Here is a 21,051-nt window from a genome sequence, read left to right as displayed (position 1 = left end):
TTATTTTACCTTTATACCAATAACATTGGGTAAGTTCCAGTACCGGCTATTGGTATCGGTTGGAAATGTTAACGAGACATAACTACCATTTTTTGAAATAAGGGTATCGGGTGTTTTTATATATAAACAGGCTTCGGGACCACCTTCTAAATACATGGCAGAACGTATATGAATAGGCAAATGCAACAACAATGTGCTCATTTGATTCGCCGACATAGGGCTTCGAGTAAAAGCCAACAAAAGCATATTATCTCTATCTATACCTAATACACACATACTGCTATAAATGGTTCGTCTTGGCTTCCATACAACTTGTTTGCCATTGCAATCAATCATTCGAATTGACTGAAAGGCCGATTGATATTTATCTAAAAGCCCTTCTAAAGATTCAATATCGGCATCTAACATGTCATAAGGCGTATAATTAAGGCTATCAAAAGGTTTAAATAAAGCAAACATTTTAAAACTCTCTTTAAAACGAACATTATTTAATTTTTTTTTAGATTTTAAATAACCTTCTGCCTGAAATGTATTACTTAAATTATACATTCCAGCGTTAACAACAACATTTAAGTTGAAATCTTGACTCCAACACATGGCTGTTCGCTTAACAGAATCAAACGATGTATTAGAATATACATCAATATCTAAAATCTTTGGGTCTGCCTTTACTAGTGTAACAATGTTATCACTAATTTTTGAACGATAGGGGTTTTCTAGCTCTGCATAAAACAATCCGTGCATAAGCTCACGCCACTCTATTTTTTTAGGAAAATGTGTATTCTTTTTACCATCATCAAAACCTATATTGCACGACCAAAAGATGAGCAATAATAAAACCCAACTTTGCAATATCATATTAAAAATCTGTTTCTTTGACAATACTGTCATTTACAAATACTACTTCTTTTTTCTTTCTTCCTTTTTCGTAAAACACCCAAGTGCCATCGGGCTTACCTTGTTTATACGACGATTGCATAAATAATTTACCATCTTCTTCGAAAATGGTAAATATCCCTTCGCTTTTTCCATCTATAAAATTCCCTTTGCTCCACAATTGACCATTTTTATGAAAATACTGCCATTCTCCATTTCGAAGATTATTTTTATAAGTTCCTTTTAATCGAATATTTCCACTGGGATAATACTCCGTTATTTCTAATGTATCGCTTCTGTGCTGAGTAGTATCAATTACATATTCTTTTTTTATTGTTCCATCAGGATATTTTTCAGTTACTTTAACTGTTCCAACTTGATTACAAGCAAATATAAAAATAAATAGAATAAAATATATTTTGTTTATTCCCATAACTCATACTATTATAAGCTATCTAAACGTTGTTCCATATCATCTACATTGCTATCTAAACTATCGAGCGACTCCATTTGATTGATTTCGTCTGTGTAGCTCTCAATGGTGTTTTTAGCTTTTTGCTCAACATCTTTGAATTGCCAATAAGCAAAAATTACGCTAAAAATAGAAATAATAAAAGCAGCAAGTATAAGCCCTTTATTTTGCTCTTTTGTCGCTAAAAAGTAAGCAATTACAGCCAGTATAATTCCTACAGCCCCAGTAATGGTAGCTATCATACCAACCAATGGAATAAAAGCGATAGCAAATGAGACAAGGGCTATTATAATAGAAATAATACCAAGTACTTTTGCTGATGATGATGTTTTTTCTGTATTCATTGTTTATTTTTTTAATAGGTTTAACATATCATTTTCTAAAGTAGTTTCAGGTGTTTCAATTATACGCCCACATTCTTTTCCATTTTTATAAAAAATAAAGGTAGGCACTTTTTCAATTTTGTATTCATCTATATTCATATTTGGAGCTTGTTTCTTTCGATCTACTGCAATAAATTCGATCATATCTGGATCTATTGCAAGCTGATCGGCAATCGTCAAGAAACGAGGCACTTGTTCTTTGCTATCGCCACACCACGAACCAAATACAATTATAATGTGCAAACCTTCGTTTACTAACAATGATAACTGTTTTATAATTTCTTGATTAGGTTGGTATGTCTTATATTCAACATCATACCATTCGTTAAACGGACTTTGCAAAAAGGCTTGTCGATTGCAATTGCCAATAAGCATTTCATTGCCCGTTTTTTCGTCAGTGATGCGATGGTTGATCGTTTGCGAAAAAATTAAATTGCAGTAAAAAGCCATTAAAATTAATAAAATTATTTTCATTTCTTATATAAAGTTCAAAATTTTTGACAAATTTACATTAAAATTTTAATACCATTAACTATTAAAACCAAAATACACACTTAAAATATTATTATAGACATAAAAAAAGCTCGCACTTTGGGCGAGCCTTATATCTAAAAATTATGATTTCACATATCAATTCCTGAGTTCTGCGAAGAAGAAGTAGAATTGGTTTTATTATTGGATTGTGATTTTTTTTGAGGATTTGAATAAATCTTTGGCTGAAGGTTGGGTTGAGGTTGAACAATGCTTTGCGGATTTTTAAAAAACCTATTCATAAGCTCTTGTTGATGGAGCATCATTTCATGATGTCGTTTTAACATACTTTCCATTTGCTTATCCATATCAAAACCAAAATCAATAAAATTATCATTTAACAATGGAAAACGAAATAAATTAAACAACGAGTCATCGTCAAATGGCGAAAAGCTCAACATTGATTTGGGAGAAAAAAATTGGCTTATCAACGAATCGTTCAAATGTTCATTTAAGCTATCTATATTGCTCCATGTCCATGAGTATGTGGAATCGTAACGAATTATATTACCGTTCTGATCGTATTCCCGATTAACATCAATGTGAACTTTAGGTTGATTTTTAGGCTGAGGATCATCTTGTTTTTGAGCAAACGAACATGAATTAAATAACGATAAAATTATGAGCGAAAAAACATATTTTTTTATCGAAAACAAATGTACTTTTGCTCTGTTTTTCATAGTTTATCTATTTTTTGGTTTACATGAGTTTTTTTTTGCAAAAATAATTCCTTAACTGAATAAATGTTAACATTTTAACAAAATTTAGCAATGAAGAATAAAATTTTAACCAAAACAGTGTTATTACTCTCATGGGTTAGCTTATTTACCGATATTTCAAGCGAAATGCTTTACCCTGTTATTCCTATTTTTCTTGCATCCATGCATTACTCTGCTGCTTTTATAGGCACACTAGAGGGCATAGCCGAATTTATTGCCGGATTAAGTAAAGGCTATTTTGGTTTATTGTCCGATAAACTACAACGACGATTACCTTTTGTACAAACCGGATACATGTTAAGTGCTTTGGCTAAGCCATTGATGATATTAATTCCATCGGGCTGGTGGGTATTGTTAACTCGAACACTCGACCGCTTTGGAAAAGGAATTCGCACCGCCTCACGCGATGCCATGCTTTCAGCTGAGGCTACACCCGAAACTAAAGGCAGAGTATTTGGCTTTCACCGTTCTATGGATACATTGGGTGCCGCCATTGGTCCTACTATTGCACTAGTATTTTTATGGCTTTATCCGAGTCAATACAAATGGTTATTTTTTGCAGCTTTAATACCAGGTTTAGTTACATTTTTTTTCTTATTTCAATTAAAAGAAAAAAGAAGCAAAATGGTTAATTCTACTCAAAAAGTTTCATTTTTTTCTTTTTTTAAATACATCAAACAGAGCCCCCAATCGTATCGTTTTTTATTGGTAGGCTTGCTTACTTTTGCACTATTTAATAGTTCCGATATGTTTTTACTTTTAAAAGCAAAAGAACTCCAACTTACCGACACACAAACCATAGCACTCTATATAGGATATAACTTAGCATATGCACTTTTGTCACTACCTGCTGGCATATTGGCAGATAAGATTGGATTAAATCGTGTTTTTTTAATGGGCGTAATCGTCTTTAGCTTGGTATATGCTGGCTTTGCTTTTGCTTCGAGCCTTTATATGCTTATTTTTTTGTTTACAATTTATGGCTTTTATGCAGCGGCCACCGAAGGTATAGCCAAGGCGTGGATTAGTAATCTTGTTGAGAAAAACGAGGTAGCAAGTGCCATTGGTTCTTACACCGCTTTACAAAGCATAGCTGCACTTTTAGCTAGTATTTTTGCAGGAATTATTTGGACCAACTTTGGCTCACAAATTACCTTTTTATTAACTGCATCGATTTCGGCGCTTGTATTTGTTTATTTTATCTTAATTAACTCAAAAGTTCAACCCCTTCAAAAATGATATTTTCAAACTTAAAAATACTTGTAACTAGAAGCGTCAATTTAATTTTAATTGCTATTTCCTATTTATTTTCATTGCTTTCTAAAAAAATTTGGATTGCTCCCATGCCTTTTGCTATAAGCATAGAGCCCACCAATCGTTGCCAATTAGCATGTATAGAATGCCCAACTCATAATCATAGCATCGAGATAAAAAAAGGTGATATATCGCTTGAATTGTTCGAAAAAATCATCAAAGAAATACATCATCAAACATTTTATCTAAATTTATATTTCCAAGGAGAGCCATTGCTACATAATCAAATAACCCAGATGATAAGTATTGCAAAAAAATATCGAATTTATACTGTTTTATCAACCAATGCACAAAACTTAGATGAACCTTTAGCCCAACGTATAGTTAAAAGCGGTTTATCTAAAATCATAATTTCTATGGACGGAATGACAGCAAATACCTATAATAAATACAGAATTGGCGGAAATATTGACAAAGTTAAAACAGCTGTCGAAACTTTAATAAGAGTAAAAAAAGAACTTGAACTCAACAACCCAAAAATTATCGTTCAATTTTTAGTGCATCGTTTTAATGAACACGAAATTAAAACTTTTAAACAATGGGCTCGCCCATTAAACATAATAGCAGAATTAAAAACAATGCAAATATATAATGACTTTAGCTTTGTTCCAACCAAAGCTCGTTATAGTCGTTATGAATTAAAAGAAAACCGTTGGCAATTAAAGAAAATTAAGAAAAATCGTTGTTTTAGAATATGGAGTCAATGTGTTATTCGATACGATGGAAGTCTATTGCCGTGTTGCTACGATAAAGAAGGTATTTTTTATATGGGAAACATTAAAGAAAAGTCGTTGAAAGAACTTTGGCATTCGAAAGCATTTAACGATTTTCGCCTAAAAATATTAAAAAGTAAACACACAATAAAGATGTGTAATAACTGCCCCGAATAAAAAAAACATCCCTAAAACTGAGATGCTTTTAAGAGGTCTCTAGCGGATTCGAACCGCTGTAGCCGGTTTTGCAGACCGATGCCTAACCACTCGGCCAAGAGACCTTAACGACTGCAAAGTTAAATATTTTTTTACAACTATACAATTATAGTCAATATTTTTTTAAACAAGGCAAAACATACCTATTTAATAATTAACTTTGTAATCACAAATTGAATGTTGTAATGCTTTACAATAGTTACATAAAACCTTTATATAATTACGATTCGCTTATTAATACTCCCTCACAAACTATACCTAATCTATTTGCTCAAAACATTTTAAAAATAAACCCAAAACAATATACCGAACATTATCCACAAGCTCATACTTTATTGCCTCATTACAATAATGCCGAAAACAGTCATACACTTTTCCATCATAATGGAGTATTTTTTTTAGGGCTTACAATGCTTATATGGCTTACTTACATTAGAGTACAATTTCCACAAGTAATAAAAAGACTTTTAACTTCAATTTATAATTTTCAATATGCTCGACAACTAGTTGATAAAAAAAGCGGTATTATGCAAAAATCGTCTTGGTTTTTACTCATTTTATTTTTGTTTAGCTTTTCTTTATTTCTTACCGCTTTTATTTTTTACATATCACCTGCTAACATTCATACATTATTGTATTTATATATTTTTATATTTGTAGCATTATTTTACACGATAAAAGTTGCCCTATTTTTGTTTTTAGGTTATCTAACCGACACCATTACCGAAACAAAACTAATTCTCTCACATTTTTCCGTTTTTTATAGAAATATTTCTTTGATATTTACCCCCTTAAGCATCGTATTATTTTTTATACAAGTGTATGCTCTAAAATACTTATTCATTTTTATGTGGATAGTTTTCATTTTACTTACTCTCATGAGAATATATAGGGGACTTTTTTTAAGTCGTCAAATGAGATTTTCATATTTATATATTTTTTTGTACCTTTGCACCGTTGAAATTATACCATTATTATACAGTCTTAAAGTACTGATAATGTTGGTATAATGATTTATAAACTAAAATTTGGCTGCCTTGAAAATACAAAAAATTCTTATTTCGCAACCTCAGCCTCAAAATGACAAGTCTCCATATTCGGAACTTGTAAATAAATATAATGTTAAAATCGACTTTAAACCATTCATTCATGTTGAGCCGATTACTCCTCGTGAATTTCGTCAACAACACATTAACCTTAACGATTACAATGCAGTTATTTTTACAAGCAAACTACATGTCGATAATTTCTTCAAAATGAGCGAAGAAATGCGAATCACGATTCCCGAAACAACAAAATATTTCTGCATCAACGAAGCTACTGCTTTTTACTTACAAAAGTATGTTGTGTTTAGAAAACGCAAAATTTTTTATGGCAATAATACTTTCGAAGATCTAAAAGATGCTTTTTTAAAAAATAAAGATTGTAATTTTATTATACCCATAACAGAGCCTCATAAAGCTTCTACACTCGATGCTCTAAAAAACTTTAATATTAACTACACTACGGTAGTTCTATCTCGAACTGTTAGTAGCGATATGAAACAAGTTAATTTAAACGATTATCAAATTATTGTATTCTTTACTCCTGCCGGCATCAATTCATTGTTCGAAAATTTTCCTGATTTTAAGCAAGGCGATATTATTATTGGAACTTCTGGTGTTGTAACTTCTCAGTATGCTCGCGAAAAAGGATTAAATGTTCAAATAGAATCGCCCACAAAAGAATTTCCTTCCATAACAGCGGCAATCGATGCTTTTATAAAAAAATGTTTAAAACAAAGTAAATAAGGAGCACCTTTGTATGGATGCTTCTTTTCCTAAAAAAGAACGTCTTTGTAAAAAAAAAGAATTTGATTTAATTTTTACTAAAGGTAAAGCACTTCATTATTCGTTCTTAAAAGCACAATATTTATTCATAAATTCAGAAAAACCTGAAATAAAAGTTGCTTTTACGGTTCCTGCTAAGAAACATAAAAAAGCAGTAAAACGTAACTATCTCAAACGCATAATGCGCGAAATTTATAGAAAAAACAAATATCTATTACATCAATCACTTTCTGAACAAAGCATTTATATTACTTTTGTTTTTTTAACAAATGAAATGGTTACCTATAAGCAAATGGAGTCAGTTTTATTAGTACTTTTACAACAAATTCAAGAAAAATATACCAACCACTTACCGACGCTTCCATGAAAATATTAAGTTTCATATTTATTGGCATGGTAAAGTTTTATAAACTTTTCATTTCACCCATTCTTCCAAACTCTTGCCGATACACTCCAAGCTGTTCAACATATGCCATTGAAGCGATACAAAAACACGGACCTTTAAAAGGTGGATGGCTTGCTTTAAAAAGAATTATTAGCTGTAACCCATGGGGCGGTAGTGGCTACGACCCCGTACCATAAAATATACCAAAATATGAAAAAAATAAGTAAAATTAAAAAATGGATTATTGGTAGCTTTATTGTCTTATCATTTCCTGTTTTTTTCGCTTTTAACGATGATGTCGATTTTGAAATAGTAAAAAATCTTGACATTTATTACTCATTATTCCGTGAATTAAATGTTTATTATGTCGATGAAATTAAACCTTCTGAAGTCATAAAAAAAAGTATCGATGCCATGCTCAGCACCCTCGACCCCTATACCATATACATACCCGAATCGCAAATTGAAGATTTTCGTTTTATGACTACAGGTCAATACGGAGGCGTTGGTGCTATCATTATGCAACGCGATAAAGAGATTATGATTTCGGAAACCTACGAAGGTTATCCAGCTCAAAAAAGTAATTTATCACCCGGCGATGTTATTCTTGAAATAGATGGCAAAAGTGTACAAGGAAAAAATGTTAGCGAAATAAGCGAATGGCTCAAAGGACAACCCAATTCTGAAATAACCATTAAAGTAAAAAAAGCTGTTTCTAATATCATCGAAATTAAAAAAATTAAACGAGAAGAAATTAAAATAAAGAATGTCCCTTATTATGGTCTAATAGACGACAACATAGGGTATATTTATTTAGCAAATTTCACCGAAAATGCATCTACTGAAGTAGCAAATGCATTTAAAGAACTAAAAGAAAAAGGGGCAAAAAAACTCATACTTGACTTACGCGGCAATCCGGGTGGCTTATTAATGGAAGCTGTAAACCTTATGAGTCTGTTTGTTCCTAAAGGTACACTCATTGTTAGCACCAAAGGTCGTGTTAAAGATTGGGACAAAGACTATTATTCAACTATTCAACCGCTCGACATCGAAATTCCTATTGCCATATTAACCAATAGTGGCTCTGCCTCTGCTTCAGAAATTATAGCTGGTGCAATGCAAGACCTCGATCGTGGTGTGGTAATAGGCCAACGCACATTTGGTAAAGGGCTTGTACAAACTACACGCGATTTAAGCTACAACGCAAAACTTAAAATAACCACTGCAAAATACTATACACCCTCAGGCAGATGTATTCAGGCCATTGATTATTCGCATCGCAATCCCGATGGAAGCGTTGGAAAAATACCCGATTCACTTATGCACCCATTTAAAACAAAAATTGGCCGAACGGTTTTTGATGGCGGTGGTATTGCACCCGACAAAGAAGTACAACCCGAAGAACTTAGTCCTATTGCAATGGCATTAATCGAAAACCATATTATTTTCGACTTTGCTAATCAATTTTATGCTACTTATCCCTCCATGAATGGATTAAATAACATTATTATTAATGATAAAATATACCAAGATTTTATTGCTTTTGCGTCGTTAAAAAAATTTAGTTATACCACTCAAAGCGAAGAACTGATTGAAGAATTAGCAGAATCGCTCAGAAAAGACAAATATTACGATATTGCAAAAACTGACGTAGAACATTTAAAAAAAGAAATAGAACTCACCAAACAAAACGATTTTAAGTTATTTGAAACAGAAATTAAACAATTACTTTTTGAAGAAATTGCCGAACGTTATTACTTTCAAAAAGGAAGAATATTAGCCATGTTACGAAACGATCCTGTTATGTTTAAAGCCAAAGAAATTCTAAACAATCCTGATGCTTACAAGAAAGTTCTTTCAAACTAGTAAATATTAACTAGTTTATTCTTTATAGCAAACGTAACCAATTGTACTGTATTTTTTGCCCCAATTTTTTCCATCATAATAGCACGATGTCCATCTACCGTACGGTTGCTTAATCCAAGCATTTCACCAATTTCAACGCTCGTATAGCCTTTACAAATAAGTTCTAAAACCTCAAGTTCTCGTTCGGAAAACTTAGGTATTTCTTTTTCGGTATCCTTTAATTGCTTTTGTGTAATATATAAACTTGCTAGCAATGAAATTAAATCTTCTGAAAAATAATTTTTACCATTCATGACGGTAATAATAGCACGCTCTAAATCTTCTTTTGAGGCATTTTTGAGTAAGAATCCCTTAGCACCAGCATCAAGCATTGCCTGTAAATGTTCTTCGTCGCCATACATACTCAAAGCCACAATTTTAAGATCCGGATATTTTTCTAATGCTTTTTTTGTAGTTTCTATTCCATTTAAACCCGGCATTTTTATATCCATAAATACTACATCTGGCTGAACTTTTTGAAGTTCTATTAAAAACTGATCACCATAAGCAGCTTCTCCAATAATATTTACAAAAGATACTTCTTGTAGGAGTAACTTTAAACCTTTTCTAAATATTTCGTGGTCATCAACCAGATATACGTTAATAGTATTCATAGATAGCGATATTTGGTACAAATATAATTATTTTTTTCTAGTTGTTATTTTAAATGGAAACAAAATAGTCCATAATCGTTTTAAGGTAAATTTAGGTTCAAAATCTTCTTCATCGTCGTAATAGCCTGTTTTTTTATAGCCATAACCATATCCGTATCCGTATCCATATGAACTATAATAATTATAGCCTCTTCCATAATATGAATTTATTTTTACGTCATTTATCAACAAGGTTAGTAAAGTGTGACTATAACTTTTGCTAATTGTATTTAAGAATCCTACAACATTCTTTTTACTATAGTTTTGTCTAATAACAAAGATGTTTGTATCGGCATATCTCGATATTAATAAGGCATCGGTAACAAGAGCCACAGGTGGGGTGTCTATAACAATTATTTCAAACATTCCACGAAGCGTTTCAATAAGTTGTTGCATTTTTTTACTTTCAAGCAATTCGGCTGGATTAGGGGGAATTGGACCTGTTGGGATAAAATAAAGATGATCTTGAGTGGTTTGTATAATAATTTCTTCTAATGAAGTTGAGCCGAGTAAATATGTACTTACACCTATAACATTGCTAACATTAACGGTTTCATGAATTCTTGGTCTTCTGAGGTCTAATCCCAAAATTACGGTTTTTTTACCTAAAAGTGCATGTGCAGAAGCTATATTTAAAGCGCAAAATGTTTTACCCTCTTCGCTCACGGTAGAGGTAATAGCAATTACATGCGACGACATTTCTTTATCGGGATGAAGGTATTGAATATTGGTTCGAATGGTTCTAAACGATTCGGCTATGGTTGATTTTGGCGATTGAAATACCACAAAATCTTGATTTTTATGATTATGACCTATTAAACCGATAATAGGAATTTTAATTTTCGATTCTATTTCGCTAATATCAGTAATGGTGGTATTAAAAAAATCAATTAAAACTAACACGATTAATGGAAATAAAATGCCTAACACTATGGCAATCATGTAATTAAGCGAATACTTCGGAGATATTTGTACTTTTGTATCTATATTAGCATAGTCTAATATTTTATTGTCTGGAATATTAGAAGCCTTAGCTATTCCTGCTTCGGCTCTTTTTGTAAGCAAATATGTATAAATCTGATCGTTTAGTTTGTATTTTCGTTGAATATTTATAAGTTCTTTTTCGGTTGCAGGCAATTGCTTAAAACCTTCTTCTATTTTAGCAATATTATTATCTATTTCCGTAAGGCTAATTTCTGTGGAGCGAAGCAACATAGCGTTATTCTCCAATAGCAGCTTCTTAGTCTGAGCTATTTTGTTCATTACAGCTTCGTATGCCGGATTTTTTTCAGTTGCAGTAATCAAAAATGTATTTTTTTCCTGATAAAGGCTAATAAGTTGCTTTATCAATTCCATCAGTGCCGGATCGTCTATACCAAGCGATGAAGGTATTACAATTTGCGATAAATCAGAATTACTGCTTAAATATTTTTTTAAATATTCTAAATAACTTTTTTTTACCAACAAATTGCTTTTTTGCTTTTGTATATCGGTTAAACGTTCGTATAAAGCACTACCTTCCTTAGATATATCTATTAAATTATTGCTTTGACGAAAATTCTTTAAATTATTTTCGTTTACTTGCAGCGAATCGGTTATTTCGAGCAACTGCTGATCAATAAAATTGATAGTATTTTGAGCTATCTGATTTTTTTCGGCAAGCCCACTTTGAATATAAACATCTAATAGCTTATTAATAAAATCTACTTCTTTTTGCGGCACTAAACCATTAGTCGATATTTCTAAAACTGTCGATTTTTTATCGGTTGTTGCAATTGATATTTTGTTGCGATAATTTTTAACTACTTCTTTAATATCATTTATTACAAAAAAGTATTGTCGTTGATTTTCGTTGACTGTTTTTAAATCAATTCCTTCGTTGAGTAATAAACAAAAAGTAAAATTTTCACTTCGATACCATTCTCCATACTTCATTTTTTTATTTAAAATCTTATCTTTATCAATTTGTAATATGTATTCATTATTGTTAAGCAACTTAACATAAATGGGAACACCATATAAATTATTTTTTGAAGTATCTGTAATTACAGTAAATGGACAACTTTTATATCGTTCTACTGTTCTAATACGTCCTACAGAGTAATAGTTTATTTGAAATTCGGGTAATTGTTTTATGGTTTCGTAAACTAATTTATATGACTTTATAACAGCTATTTCGTTTTCAACAACTTTTTTGCGTGTTCGGCGAATAATGCCTTGTTCTTCTAAAATATTTTCAATACCACCCGACAATGTATTTTCTTTGTCTTGTACCATAACATAAGCACTTTGCTTATATACAGGATCGGAATAACGATTTACAAAATAGGCAATACTAATGGCAATAAAAACTGTTAATGCAAACCAATACCAATTTGCCAGCACTTTTAATAAGAACTTCTGAATATCTATATTCTCATTATTCTGTTGCTGCAGTTGTGTAATATTTGGATCCATGAATTACTGAATTTTTAAAACAAAACTAATAACTAATATAAGCGTACTTATTGACGAAAGAATAATAGAAACGTTTGCCGAATTCAATTTCCAGGCTTTAGTTTTTATAGGTTCAACATAAATAACATCGTTAGGTTGTAAATAAAAATATGGACTTTTAATAATATTTTTATCTAATAAATTGATGCGTTTATTTTCAATGCCTTTATTACTTGTTCTTAATAGTAAAATGTTTTCTCGATTTCCAAACTCATTTAAATCGCCTGCTTGACCTAAGGCTTCGAGTAAAGTTATTTTGTTATTGTAAAAATAAAAAACACCGGGATGTCTTACTTCACCTAAAACAGTAACTTTAAACCCACCATATTTAACTGTTACATATACTTCTTTAAAATACTCCATGGTTTTATATTGAATCAATTGCTGAATCTCATTTAATGTTTTATTGGCAACATCAATTTTTCCTAAAACAGGCATTTCTATTTTACCTTCATCACTAACTAAATAGCCCTTGTAATACAAGGAAATTTCGTTAATATATGAACTAGTTACAAAATCGGAAGAATTAAAAATTTCGTTAATCTCTTTATTTAAACTTGATATGCGGACAAATATCACATCTCCAGGTTGAATTCTGTATGTTTCTTCGCCATAAGAATTATGGAGTAAACTGTCCGTTTCGCTTAAATGTTGTAAATATATCATTTTTTTCTGCGAAGTACATGAAAATAAAAATACTGCACTTATGACAAAAATACAGAAATTTAATTTATGGCAAAATAATTGCATATAAAGAGAATGTTTAAAATAATTTTCAAAAATACGAAATTCTTACAAATAATAACTTAAAATTGCTAACTATGAATAAGGTTCCTAATATATTTAGTATTAAGCACAATATTGAACCTTCGGTTGGTAAGTTCCTAATCTCTGAACCCTTACTAAACGACGGAATTTTTGGACGCTCGGTGGTACTTTTAACTGAACACAACGAAGAAGGCACCATCGGATATGTTTTAAATAAAGCTTCTGGATTCATAATTTCGCAACTACTACCTATGTTCAAAGGTTTTTCTACACCCGTTTACATTGGTGGTCCCGTTGCTACTAATACAGTACATTTCATATACCGCTCATCATATCCTATCAAAAATTCAAAATCCATTAATAATGAACTTTTCTGGGGAGGCGACATAAAAGAATTACTAACCTTAATGAAAAATAATAAAATTAACGAATCAAACGTCCGATTTTTTGTTGGATATTCTGGCTGGAGCAAAAATCAACTTAACCAAGAACTTCAAAAAGGCTATTGGTTAGTTAGTCATTTTCCTATAAGCCATATTTTCGAAGAAGATCCAAGTATGCTATGGAAAAGAAGTGTAATTCAACTCGACCGAAAATATCATTTTTGGCTCAATGTGCCTATTAACCCATCATTAAACTAATTTTCTTTTTAACATTTTATTGTTGAAATGTTTTTACATAGCTTTCTTTATTCATAAAGAACAAACGTTAATTTTGTCAAAAACTGCTGTATTATGACAAAAAATTTATTTATTATCTTAATCTTTATTTCTACTATAAGCTTATTCTCATGCGTTCCTTTAAAACAATATAAAGACTTAAAATCGAAAAACGAACAATGCGAAGACGAACGTGGATATTTAAAAAATCAGAACAAAGAATTAAGCGAAAAAATAACAGAATTGCAAACTCTTATCGATAAACTTAATAAACAAATCAACGAATTAAACCTCGATACAGCGTCTAAAGGCTATGCCATGAGAACTCAAACAGAGCAATTAACCCGAATGACTAAATTGAACGAAGAACTGAATAATTTGCTGAAAAAGAAAAATTTCGAAAATACCAGCGAAAATCAAAAGTTGTTGACACAGTTACAACAATTGCAGGAATCGCTCCTAAAGAAAGAAGATGAACTAAAAGCTATGGAAAGAGAAATAAATAAAAAGAAATACAATGTCGATTCGCTTTTAGCAGAATTAAATTCAAAAACTGAACTTCTCGAAAAGAAAAATGCACGACTCATTGAGCTCGAAGGTATTTTGAATAAAAAAGACTCCGCCGTTTTAACACTTAAAGAAAAAGTTGCTAAAGCCTTAAAAGGATATGAGGGCAATGGCTTAACCGTTACAAACAAAAACGGCAAAGTTTATGTTTCGATGGAAGAAAAATTACTTTTCCAATCGGGCAAATGGGAAGTTGATGCCAAAGGTCAAAAAGCCATTAAAGACTTGGCTGCTGTTTTAGAAAAAAATAACGATGTTAATATAATGATAGAAGGACATACCGACGATGTCCCTTTTAAAGGCAATGGAGCTGTTGAAGATAATTGGGATTTAAGTACAAAACGTGCAACAGCTGTTTTAAAAATCTTATTAAATAACTCAAAAATAGATCCTAAACGATTATCGGCCGTGGGGAGAGGCGAATATCTTCCTTTAGAAAATGCAAAAACGGCTGAAGCAAGGGCAAAAAATCGTCGTACCGAAATAATTTTAACACCAAAGTTAGACGAATTATTTAAAATTTTAGAAGCTAATTAAAAACCCTAAGCGAATTATATTCTGAATCATATAGAGTTTGATACGTTGTAAGCGAACGAGTTGCCACACCCGACAATACAGATCCATCCCATATCGAAAATTTAGAATTACAACATTTGCATTGAAGTACATTGGTATTTGTACTATCCACTAAAACGGCACACCTATCGGAAGGATGATAAGAACAACAACGCTCGATAGCAGAAAATTCATCTTGCGATCTTCGATAAATAATAATTCCACAAACACCACCCGTAACATAAACACTATTACCAACCGTTTGGAGAGTATTAAAATCAGGATCACTTAAAAATATGGTAAAATTTACCCTTACATAAGGAACAACATCGTCCTTTTTACGACAACTATCATTGGTTAAAATAACAGCTGAAATAATAAAAAAAATGATTATTTTTGAAAAATTCATGATTCAATTTTTTGAGTAAAGATATCGCAAAAGACATTAACATGCAACCCCACTATAAACGACTCATATTTATTATTTTTGCAAGCATCACTTTTTTTTCTTTGCAATCCATTGCACAACCTCATTCTATTGATATAAAACCCAAGCATAAATCACATTTTTCAATAAAAAAAATTTTTCAACGTGAACCTAAAGAAGTTCGCAAAGCTAAAAAAGAACAACGAAAAAAAGAAAAAGCTGCTAGCTACAACGAAATAAAAACCAAAAAACGTTTTTGGAAAAAAGTAGATAGACCTAAAGAACTTGCTACCGATAAAAAAGTTCATCGAAGAATGCGAAAAAATCTTAAAAAAGCTGAAAGAATCAATAAAAATAAACATACTGACAATTTTATTGTAAGAATGTCAAGAAAAAAGATTAAATTGCCTCACATTTCAATAAAAAAAATTCATTGGCCATGGACGAAGAAATCATCCAACGAATAGTATATATTATTATAGGAATAGTGCTTTTTGTAGTTTTCAACAAGAAAAAAGCAAAAACACAGGCATCGCAAACCACACCTAATAAAAACACAGAGTCTACCATTCAAACCCCAGATCAAAAAAATTATACAAAACCCATAAGCAATTCAACCAGCAAAATAGAAAAAACAACCTTTACCACCATGACAAGTTCATTAGAAACAACATCAGAAAACCTTGAAATGATAGAAGATGAAATTATTTCCGATCACAGAATTATCAAAAACAAGAAACATCTTAACGAAACTAAAGAAAACAATGAACCAAACTTTAAAATTAATTACGATGATTTAAAAAAAGCGGTTATTTTATCTGATGTCGTTAAACCCAAGTATTTTTAACCTACATCATGTTAACCGGAGTTAAAAATATCATTTTCGATTTTGGCGGCGTTATCATTAACATCGACCCTAAACGAACTATAAATGCATTAAAAGAACTAAAATTACATCATCCCGAAAAACTTTTCACCGATTTAAACACCACCCATTTATTACACCAATTCGAATTAGGACTTATTTCCGATAGTGAGTTTATTATGTATATTAAGCAAAATTGTGCTCCCGAAACTCAAACTCACCAAATTGTTCAAGCTTGGAATGCTATGCTGCTCGATATACCTTATCATCGAATAAAACTCCTTAAAAATCTTCGTAACCACTACCGCATTTACTTATTGAGCAATACCAACCACCTTCATTACACCCACTATGTAATTGATTTCGAAAAAGCAACCGGTGGTTTAAAATTCAATGAATTTTTTAATAAAGCATATTTTTCGTTTGAAATCAAAATGCGTAAACCCAGCATTGAGATTTACAAGCATGTGTTAAACGACCAAGGTTTAATACCCGAAGAAACCTTGTTTATTGACGACAGCATCGAAAACATTGATACAGCAAAAATGTTAAATATTAAAACCCACTGGCTGAAAGAAGAATTGACCGACCTAATGCCAATTACCAGCCAAAAACAATAAACAACCGAAAACAGTAAATAGTTTTCCTTATTTATTAACAATTATTTAACTATAACAAAGCAACCTTTGTGTAGTTTTAAACGTTTTAGTAGTAGTATAAACATGAATATGTTAAAGTATAAAATATTAATTATTTTATTATTTGGCTTTTTTATTGGGAAAGGTCAAATTAATGAAAATATTCAGAGCTGGACAAATCATGTTAGTTATGGATCTTACACACAAGTTATTACTGCTGGAACCGTTTCAATGACAGAGTGCATTGTTGCAAATGCTGCAGCTGCTACTGGTACATGTAGTGCTGGAAGAATACAGATGAAATCTTCGTCGGGTATTGTTGAATTACCAACTTTAAGCTCTGTTGGTACAGTTGAAGTTCATTTAGCTGCCGGAGCTGCCGGAAGAACCTTAAAATTACAGTATTATGATGGAAGTTCATGGCAAGATCTTACAACATTCAGCGCAATTGGCACCATAGGTGCTACATACACATATTCCTATAACACAAGCTCTTCTACAAAGCTTCGTTTATCATCTCCAAGCGAAGCAGTTTATGTACATGATATTATTGTTACTCTGAACGCCGTCTCCGCTCCCGAAATTAATATCCAAGGGAATGGAATTTCCATTGCCAATGGTGATGCCACACCCTCTACCGCTGACCATACCGATTTCGGAAGTGTCAACGTTTCGAGCGGAAGTGTTGTTCGCACATTTACTATTCAGAATACAGGAACTGCTGCATTGAATTTAACAGGAGCAAGCCCCTATGTGGTAATTGGCGGTACGCATGCATCCGATTTTTCAGTAACAGCCATCCCGTCAAACAGCATTGCAGCATCGGGCAGCACAACTTTTCAAGTTACTTTTGATCCAAGCGCCGCCGGATTACGAACAGCAACCATAAGCATTGCCAATAGCGATGCCGACGAAAATCCATACAACTTTAGCATTCAAGGTACTGGAACACTTTCAATCGAAACCGATTTTATTACAGCAGATGGAGAAGCAACAACAGTTTCTTCGTTAGAAAACGATGCCAGTATAAACACTACCTCCGATGGAGTTCAGGTTTGGCAATTTACCATACGCGAAGGTGGAAGCGACCTGACCGATGCCGATGCCCTTGCTACCATTATTAATAATATAACCATCACGCAAGCAGCAGGCAATGCCATGAACGACTGGTCAGACGCTATTCAAGCTTGTGCTTTATTTGATGGCACAACAAAACTTGCGGATGCTGTAATTACTACAAATCAAATTCAATTTTCAGGTTCACCGCTTATTTCTATTGCCGATGGAACATCAAAAACACTAACACTAAGACTATCGGTTCAAACAAGCCCCAACAACAGTGGTAGCAATAACGATGGCGATGATTTTGTATTTACTATTTCCAACACCAATGTTACTACCGATGCTTCTGGCTCTCAATGTGCGGCATTTACAGCTATTAGCTCTACCAATGGACAAAATGTTTTTACCGTTGTTGGTACAGAATTACGTTTTATTACACAGCCAACAACCACGGGTGTTAGTGCAACCATGACCCCGGCCGTTAAAGTTGGGTTAACCGATGCAAATGGGAATGTCGATATTAATTTTACGGGTTCTGTTTCGTTGATTAGCACAGGCACAATGACCGGCTCGCCACTTAGCGTCATTGCCTCAAGCGGTGTAGCAACTTTTTCAAGCATCATTCACACCGTTTCTGGTACTAACTTTTATTTGACGGCTTCTTCATCGGGATATTCTGATGTAAACAGCAGTAATTTCGATATTAGTAATGTTACTATACTCGAACCTGGTGACTTAGCTATTCTTGCAGTAAATACCAACTTGCCTACCTCGGGTTGCGATCAAATAGCTTTTGTTTGTTTTAAAGATATTTTACCCGGAACTCAAATATATATAACCGATAATGGTTACGAACGACAATATGCAGGTGAATGGGGCGGAACCGAAGGAGTTATAACCATTACTCGCACCGGGACAACATTACCTAAAGGTACTATTATTGTTTTTGAATCGACAGTGTCTGGTGGAAATGTAACTTCAAGTTCTCATTTCGACATTTGGACATGTGGATCCATCGATGCCAACTGGACAAAAAGTGCTTTATCTGGTGGCAGTATTGGTGGATTTAACCTTAATTCAGATGATGATATGTGGATTATGCAAGGTGGTACATGGACCAATTCCACTTCTCATCATAGCACCTATAACGGCAATGTTTTGTATGGTTGGACTGAAAGTGGATGGAATGCTTCATCGCCAACAGGTAGCGATCGAGGCACTACATTTTGCAATCTATATCCAAATATGAACTGTTTTACTACCAATGTAGTTGGAAATGCAAAAGTAAAGTTTGATGACCCTGACGCTATTGATTTTTCAAGCACCACCCGTAACCGTCTTGATTGGATTGCCTTAATCAACGACGGGACTGCCAATTGGGATACATATGCCGATAATACAGCTTATGCTACGGGAGGCTTTGATTATAAAGGTAATACTTCTTGTCCACAAATGATTATTGATGCTGGCACTTATGTGGATGGCAAATGGACAGGTCAATCTGACATTAATTGGTTCAACTGCGAAAACTGGAACACTTTTAAAATTCCTACTTCATCTGTAGATGTGTTAATTCCAACATCAGGTGTTACCAATGAACCCACCATAGGAAATCCATCAACCTATGGATATACCACTGCCGAATGCAACAATATTGAAATTCAAAGCGGTCGTACACTTACCATGAACCACGCTAACAGCCGTTTGGATGTCTATGGCAATATTACTCAAAACGGCACTATTAGTTTTACAAATGGTTTAGTAAATCTTGTAGGGTCTGCAAATACTAGCTTTTCTGGGAGTGGTAATGCCAATTTTTATAATCTCACCCTTAATAAGTCAACCGCAACCCATACATTTTCGCTCAATAACGATATTACAGTAAGCAATATTTTAAGCCTTACAAAGGGTTTAGTTGTTACCGGTAGCAATAAAGTTATTGTAAACAATACCTCCACTACAAGTATATTAGGACATAGCACCAATAGTTACATTTCAGGTAATTTACGTCGTTATGTAGCTTCTACCGGCACCTACGATTTTCCATTAGGCTCCAGCAGCTATTACGAATTGGGAACTATCAAGCTTAATAGCTCTTCCGGTTTAACATACATAGATGGAAAATTTACTAATCCACATGTTACTTCTACCAACATTGCTTCGTTGAACTTATTAATATCGGGGAGCCTACTTACCGAATTACTCGATTATGGTTTTTGGACTTTTACTCCCAACGCAGGTACGTTTAATTACGATATTAGCTTAACATCGCGTGGACACACCAATCCTGGTCCTATTGCCAGCTCGCATGCGGTTATTAAACGCCCCAACAGTAGTTTTGATTGGGTTTCAGAAGGAACACATAACAATAGCGATCAATCGATGGGAAGTGGCTGGGTAACTGCCCAAAGAAAAGCATTAACAGCTTTTTCAGACTTTGCCATAGCCAAATCGAATATTGGACCTCTACCAGTTGAATTGATTGATTTTAAAGCCGAGTATAAAAACAATACGGCTTATCTACAATGGAATACAGCTTCGGAAATAAATTGTAGTCATTACGCTATTGAACGCTCTGTAAACGATTTAGAACATTTTATTCCTATCGGGATGGTTTTGTCAAAAGGCAATACAAACGAATTTACTTCTTATACACTTGAAGATAAGGATGTCCCCATCGGTTATATTTATTATAAATTGATTGAAATAGACAACGATGGTTATCAGAAAGAGCTTGGAATAGTAGCTTTGCTTAGTACCGTAAATAATAACAAATTAACCGTTCAGGTTGGGCAAGGATTGGGCAATAAGGTTCAGATTGAAGTATATCATTCGGTTGGTGATAGACTTTGGGTTGAATTAACCGATTTAAGTGGGAATGTAATAGCTCAACAGCAATTAAAAATCAACGAATCAAGTCCTTTTCGTTTTGATTTGAATATAAATCAAGGATTATATTTGTTAAAAGTAAGCGACAGTAAAGAACTAGTGATTAAGAAAATAATAACTTTTCGATAA

Annotated in this window: 22 protein-coding genes and 1 tRNA gene; 13 read left to right on the top strand and 10 right to left on the bottom strand. The window is 32.8% G+C overall.

Annotated elements, in window-relative coordinates; translation table 11 throughout:
- From HPY79_01745 to HPY79_01725, 5 genes are all read right to left on the bottom strand, one after another.
- A complete protein-coding gene (locus tag HPY79_01745) occupies positions 1-858 on the bottom strand; it encodes a phosphodiester glycosidase family protein (GenBank protein NSW44539.1) in 858 nt (285 codons plus the stop codon).
- 1 nt (position 859) lies between these two features.
- The gene (locus tag HPY79_01740; protein NSW44538.1) at positions 860-1,309 is read right to left on the bottom strand and encodes a hypothetical protein; all 450 of its coding nucleotides are present in this window, start codon (positions 1,307-1,309) and stop codon (positions 860-862) included.
- 11 nt (positions 1,310-1,320) lie between these two features.
- Positions 1,321-1,692: a hypothetical protein gene (locus tag HPY79_01735; GenBank protein NSW44537.1), complete on the bottom strand. Its 372-nt coding sequence runs from the start codon at positions 1,690-1,692 to the stop codon at positions 1,321-1,323.
- A 3-nt stretch (positions 1,693-1,695) separates the two neighbouring features.
- A complete protein-coding gene (locus tag HPY79_01730) occupies positions 1,696-2,205 on the bottom strand; it encodes a thioredoxin family protein (GenBank protein NSW44536.1) in 510 nt (169 codons plus the stop codon).
- A gap of 149 nt (positions 2,206-2,354) precedes the next feature.
- Entirely contained in the window at positions 2,355-2,942 is a 588-nt protein-coding gene (locus HPY79_01725; protein NSW44535.1) for a hypothetical protein, read from the bottom strand.
- Positions 2,943-3,032: 90 nt separating this feature from the next.
- On the opposite strand from HPY79_01725, the gene HPY79_01720 reads away from it, so the two are divergent.
- Both HPY79_01720 and HPY79_01715 read left to right on the top strand, forming a co-directional pair.
- Positions 3,033-4,220: an MFS transporter gene (locus HPY79_01720; protein ID NSW44534.1), complete on the top strand. Its 1,188-nt coding sequence runs from the start codon at positions 3,033-3,035 to the stop codon at positions 4,218-4,220.
- Positions 4,221-4,324: 104 nt separating this feature from the next.
- Complete coding sequence (locus HPY79_01715; GenBank protein NSW44533.1) at positions 4,325-5,185, top strand: SPASM domain-containing protein; 861 nt, start codon at positions 4,325-4,327, stop codon at positions 5,183-5,185.
- Positions 5,186-5,218: 33 nt separating this feature from the next.
- Here HPY79_01715 and HPY79_01710 read toward each other — a convergent pair.
- A tRNA-Cys gene (locus tag HPY79_01710) sits at positions 5,219-5,289 on the bottom strand.
- 120 nt (positions 5,290-5,409) lie between these two features.
- On the opposite strand from HPY79_01710, the gene HPY79_01705 reads away from it, so the two are divergent.
- Genes HPY79_01705 through HPY79_01685 form a run of 5 tightly spaced genes read left to right on the top strand, consistent with a single transcriptional unit; the run spans position 5,410 to position 9,304 of the window.
- Positions 5,410-6,234, top strand: a complete 825-nt coding sequence (locus HPY79_01705) for a DUF4271 domain-containing protein (protein ID NSW44532.1) — start codon at positions 5,410-5,412, stop codon at positions 6,232-6,234.
- A gap of 27 nt (positions 6,235-6,261) precedes the next feature.
- Positions 6,262-7,014 carry a uroporphyrinogen-III synthase gene (locus HPY79_01700; protein ID NSW44531.1) on the top strand — a complete coding sequence of 251 codons (753 nt, stop codon included), beginning with the start codon at positions 6,262-6,264 and terminating at the stop codon, positions 7,012-7,014.
- A gap of 13 nt (positions 7,015-7,027) precedes the next feature.
- Complete coding sequence (rnpA, locus tag HPY79_01695; protein NSW44530.1) at positions 7,028-7,420, top strand: ribonuclease P protein component; 393 nt, start codon at positions 7,028-7,030, stop codon at positions 7,418-7,420.
- The gene (gene yidD, locus HPY79_01690) at positions 7,417-7,635 is read left to right on the top strand and encodes a membrane protein insertion efficiency factor YidD (GenBank protein ID NSW44529.1); all 219 of its coding nucleotides are present in this window, start codon (positions 7,417-7,419) and stop codon (positions 7,633-7,635) included. The genes rnpA and yidD overlap by 4 nt, the downstream gene beginning before the upstream one ends.
- 13 nt (positions 7,636-7,648) lie before the next feature.
- Positions 7,649-9,304: a S41 family peptidase gene (locus HPY79_01685; protein ID NSW44528.1), complete on the top strand. Its 1,656-nt coding sequence runs from the start codon at positions 7,649-7,651 to the stop codon at positions 9,302-9,304.
- Here the strand turns inward: HPY79_01685 and HPY79_01680 are convergent.
- From HPY79_01680 to HPY79_01670, 3 genes are read right to left on the bottom strand one after another with little or no spacing between them, the layout of a single operon-like run.
- Entirely contained in the window at positions 9,301-9,948 is a 648-nt protein-coding gene (locus HPY79_01680) for a response regulator transcription factor (GenBank protein ID NSW44527.1), read from the bottom strand. The two genes, HPY79_01685 and HPY79_01680, sit on opposite strands and share 4 nt — an antisense overlap.
- 36 nt (positions 9,949-9,984) lie before the next feature.
- Positions 9,985-12,453, bottom strand: a complete 2,469-nt coding sequence (locus tag HPY79_01675) for a polysaccharide biosynthesis tyrosine autokinase (protein NSW44526.1) — start codon at positions 12,451-12,453, stop codon at positions 9,985-9,987.
- 3 nt (positions 12,454-12,456) lie between these two features.
- The gene (locus tag HPY79_01670; GenBank protein NSW44525.1) at positions 12,457-13,158 is read right to left on the bottom strand and encodes a polysaccharide biosynthesis/export family protein; all 702 of its coding nucleotides are present in this window, start codon (positions 13,156-13,158) and stop codon (positions 12,457-12,459) included.
- Positions 13,159-13,313: 155 nt separating this feature from the next.
- Here HPY79_01670 and HPY79_01665 point away from each other — a divergent pair, with 155 nt between their 5' ends.
- Both HPY79_01665 and HPY79_01660 read left to right on the top strand, forming a co-directional pair.
- The gene (locus tag HPY79_01665) at positions 13,314-13,901 is read left to right on the top strand and encodes a YqgE/AlgH family protein (protein ID NSW44524.1); all 588 of its coding nucleotides are present in this window, start codon (positions 13,314-13,316) and stop codon (positions 13,899-13,901) included.
- A 93-nt stretch (positions 13,902-13,994) separates the two neighbouring features.
- Positions 13,995-15,023, top strand: a complete 1,029-nt coding sequence (locus HPY79_01660) for an OmpA family protein (protein ID NSW44523.1) — start codon at positions 13,995-13,997, stop codon at positions 15,021-15,023.
- Here HPY79_01660 and HPY79_01655 read toward each other — a convergent pair.
- Positions 15,016-15,450: a hypothetical protein gene (locus tag HPY79_01655; protein NSW44522.1), complete on the bottom strand. Its 435-nt coding sequence runs from the start codon at positions 15,448-15,450 to the stop codon at positions 15,016-15,018. The genes HPY79_01660 and HPY79_01655 overlap by 8 nt on opposite strands.
- 11 nt (positions 15,451-15,461) lie before the next feature.
- On the opposite strand from HPY79_01655, the gene HPY79_01650 reads away from it, so the two are divergent.
- The 4 genes from HPY79_01650 (at position 15,462) to HPY79_01635 (ending at position 21,051) form a co-directional block, all read left to right on the top strand.
- Positions 15,462-15,935: a hypothetical protein gene (locus HPY79_01650; GenBank protein NSW44521.1), complete on the top strand. Its 474-nt coding sequence runs from the start codon at positions 15,462-15,464 to the stop codon at positions 15,933-15,935.
- Positions 15,908-16,315, top strand: coding sequence for a hypothetical protein (locus tag HPY79_01645; GenBank protein NSW44520.1), 408 nt, complete (start codon positions 15,908-15,910; stop codon positions 16,313-16,315). The genes HPY79_01650 and HPY79_01645 overlap by 28 nt, the downstream gene beginning before the upstream one ends.
- 8 nt (positions 16,316-16,323) lie before the next feature.
- On the top strand, positions 16,324-16,953 hold the full coding sequence (locus HPY79_01640) for an HAD family phosphatase (protein ID NSW44519.1): 630 nt from the start codon (positions 16,324-16,326) through the stop codon (positions 16,951-16,953).
- A gap of 102 nt (positions 16,954-17,055) precedes the next feature.
- Positions 17,056-21,051 carry a choice-of-anchor D domain-containing protein gene (locus HPY79_01635; GenBank protein ID NSW44518.1) on the top strand — a complete coding sequence of 1,332 codons (3,996 nt, stop codon included), beginning with the start codon at positions 17,056-17,058 and terminating at the stop codon, positions 21,049-21,051.

Source organism: Bacteroidales bacterium, from assembly GCA_013314715.1.
Taxonomy (GTDB): domain Bacteria; phylum Bacteroidota; class Bacteroidia; order Bacteroidales; family GWA2-32-17; genus Ch61.
The sequence above is the reverse complement of the archived record's forward strand: the minus strand, read 5'-3'. Positions and strand labels throughout refer to the sequence as shown.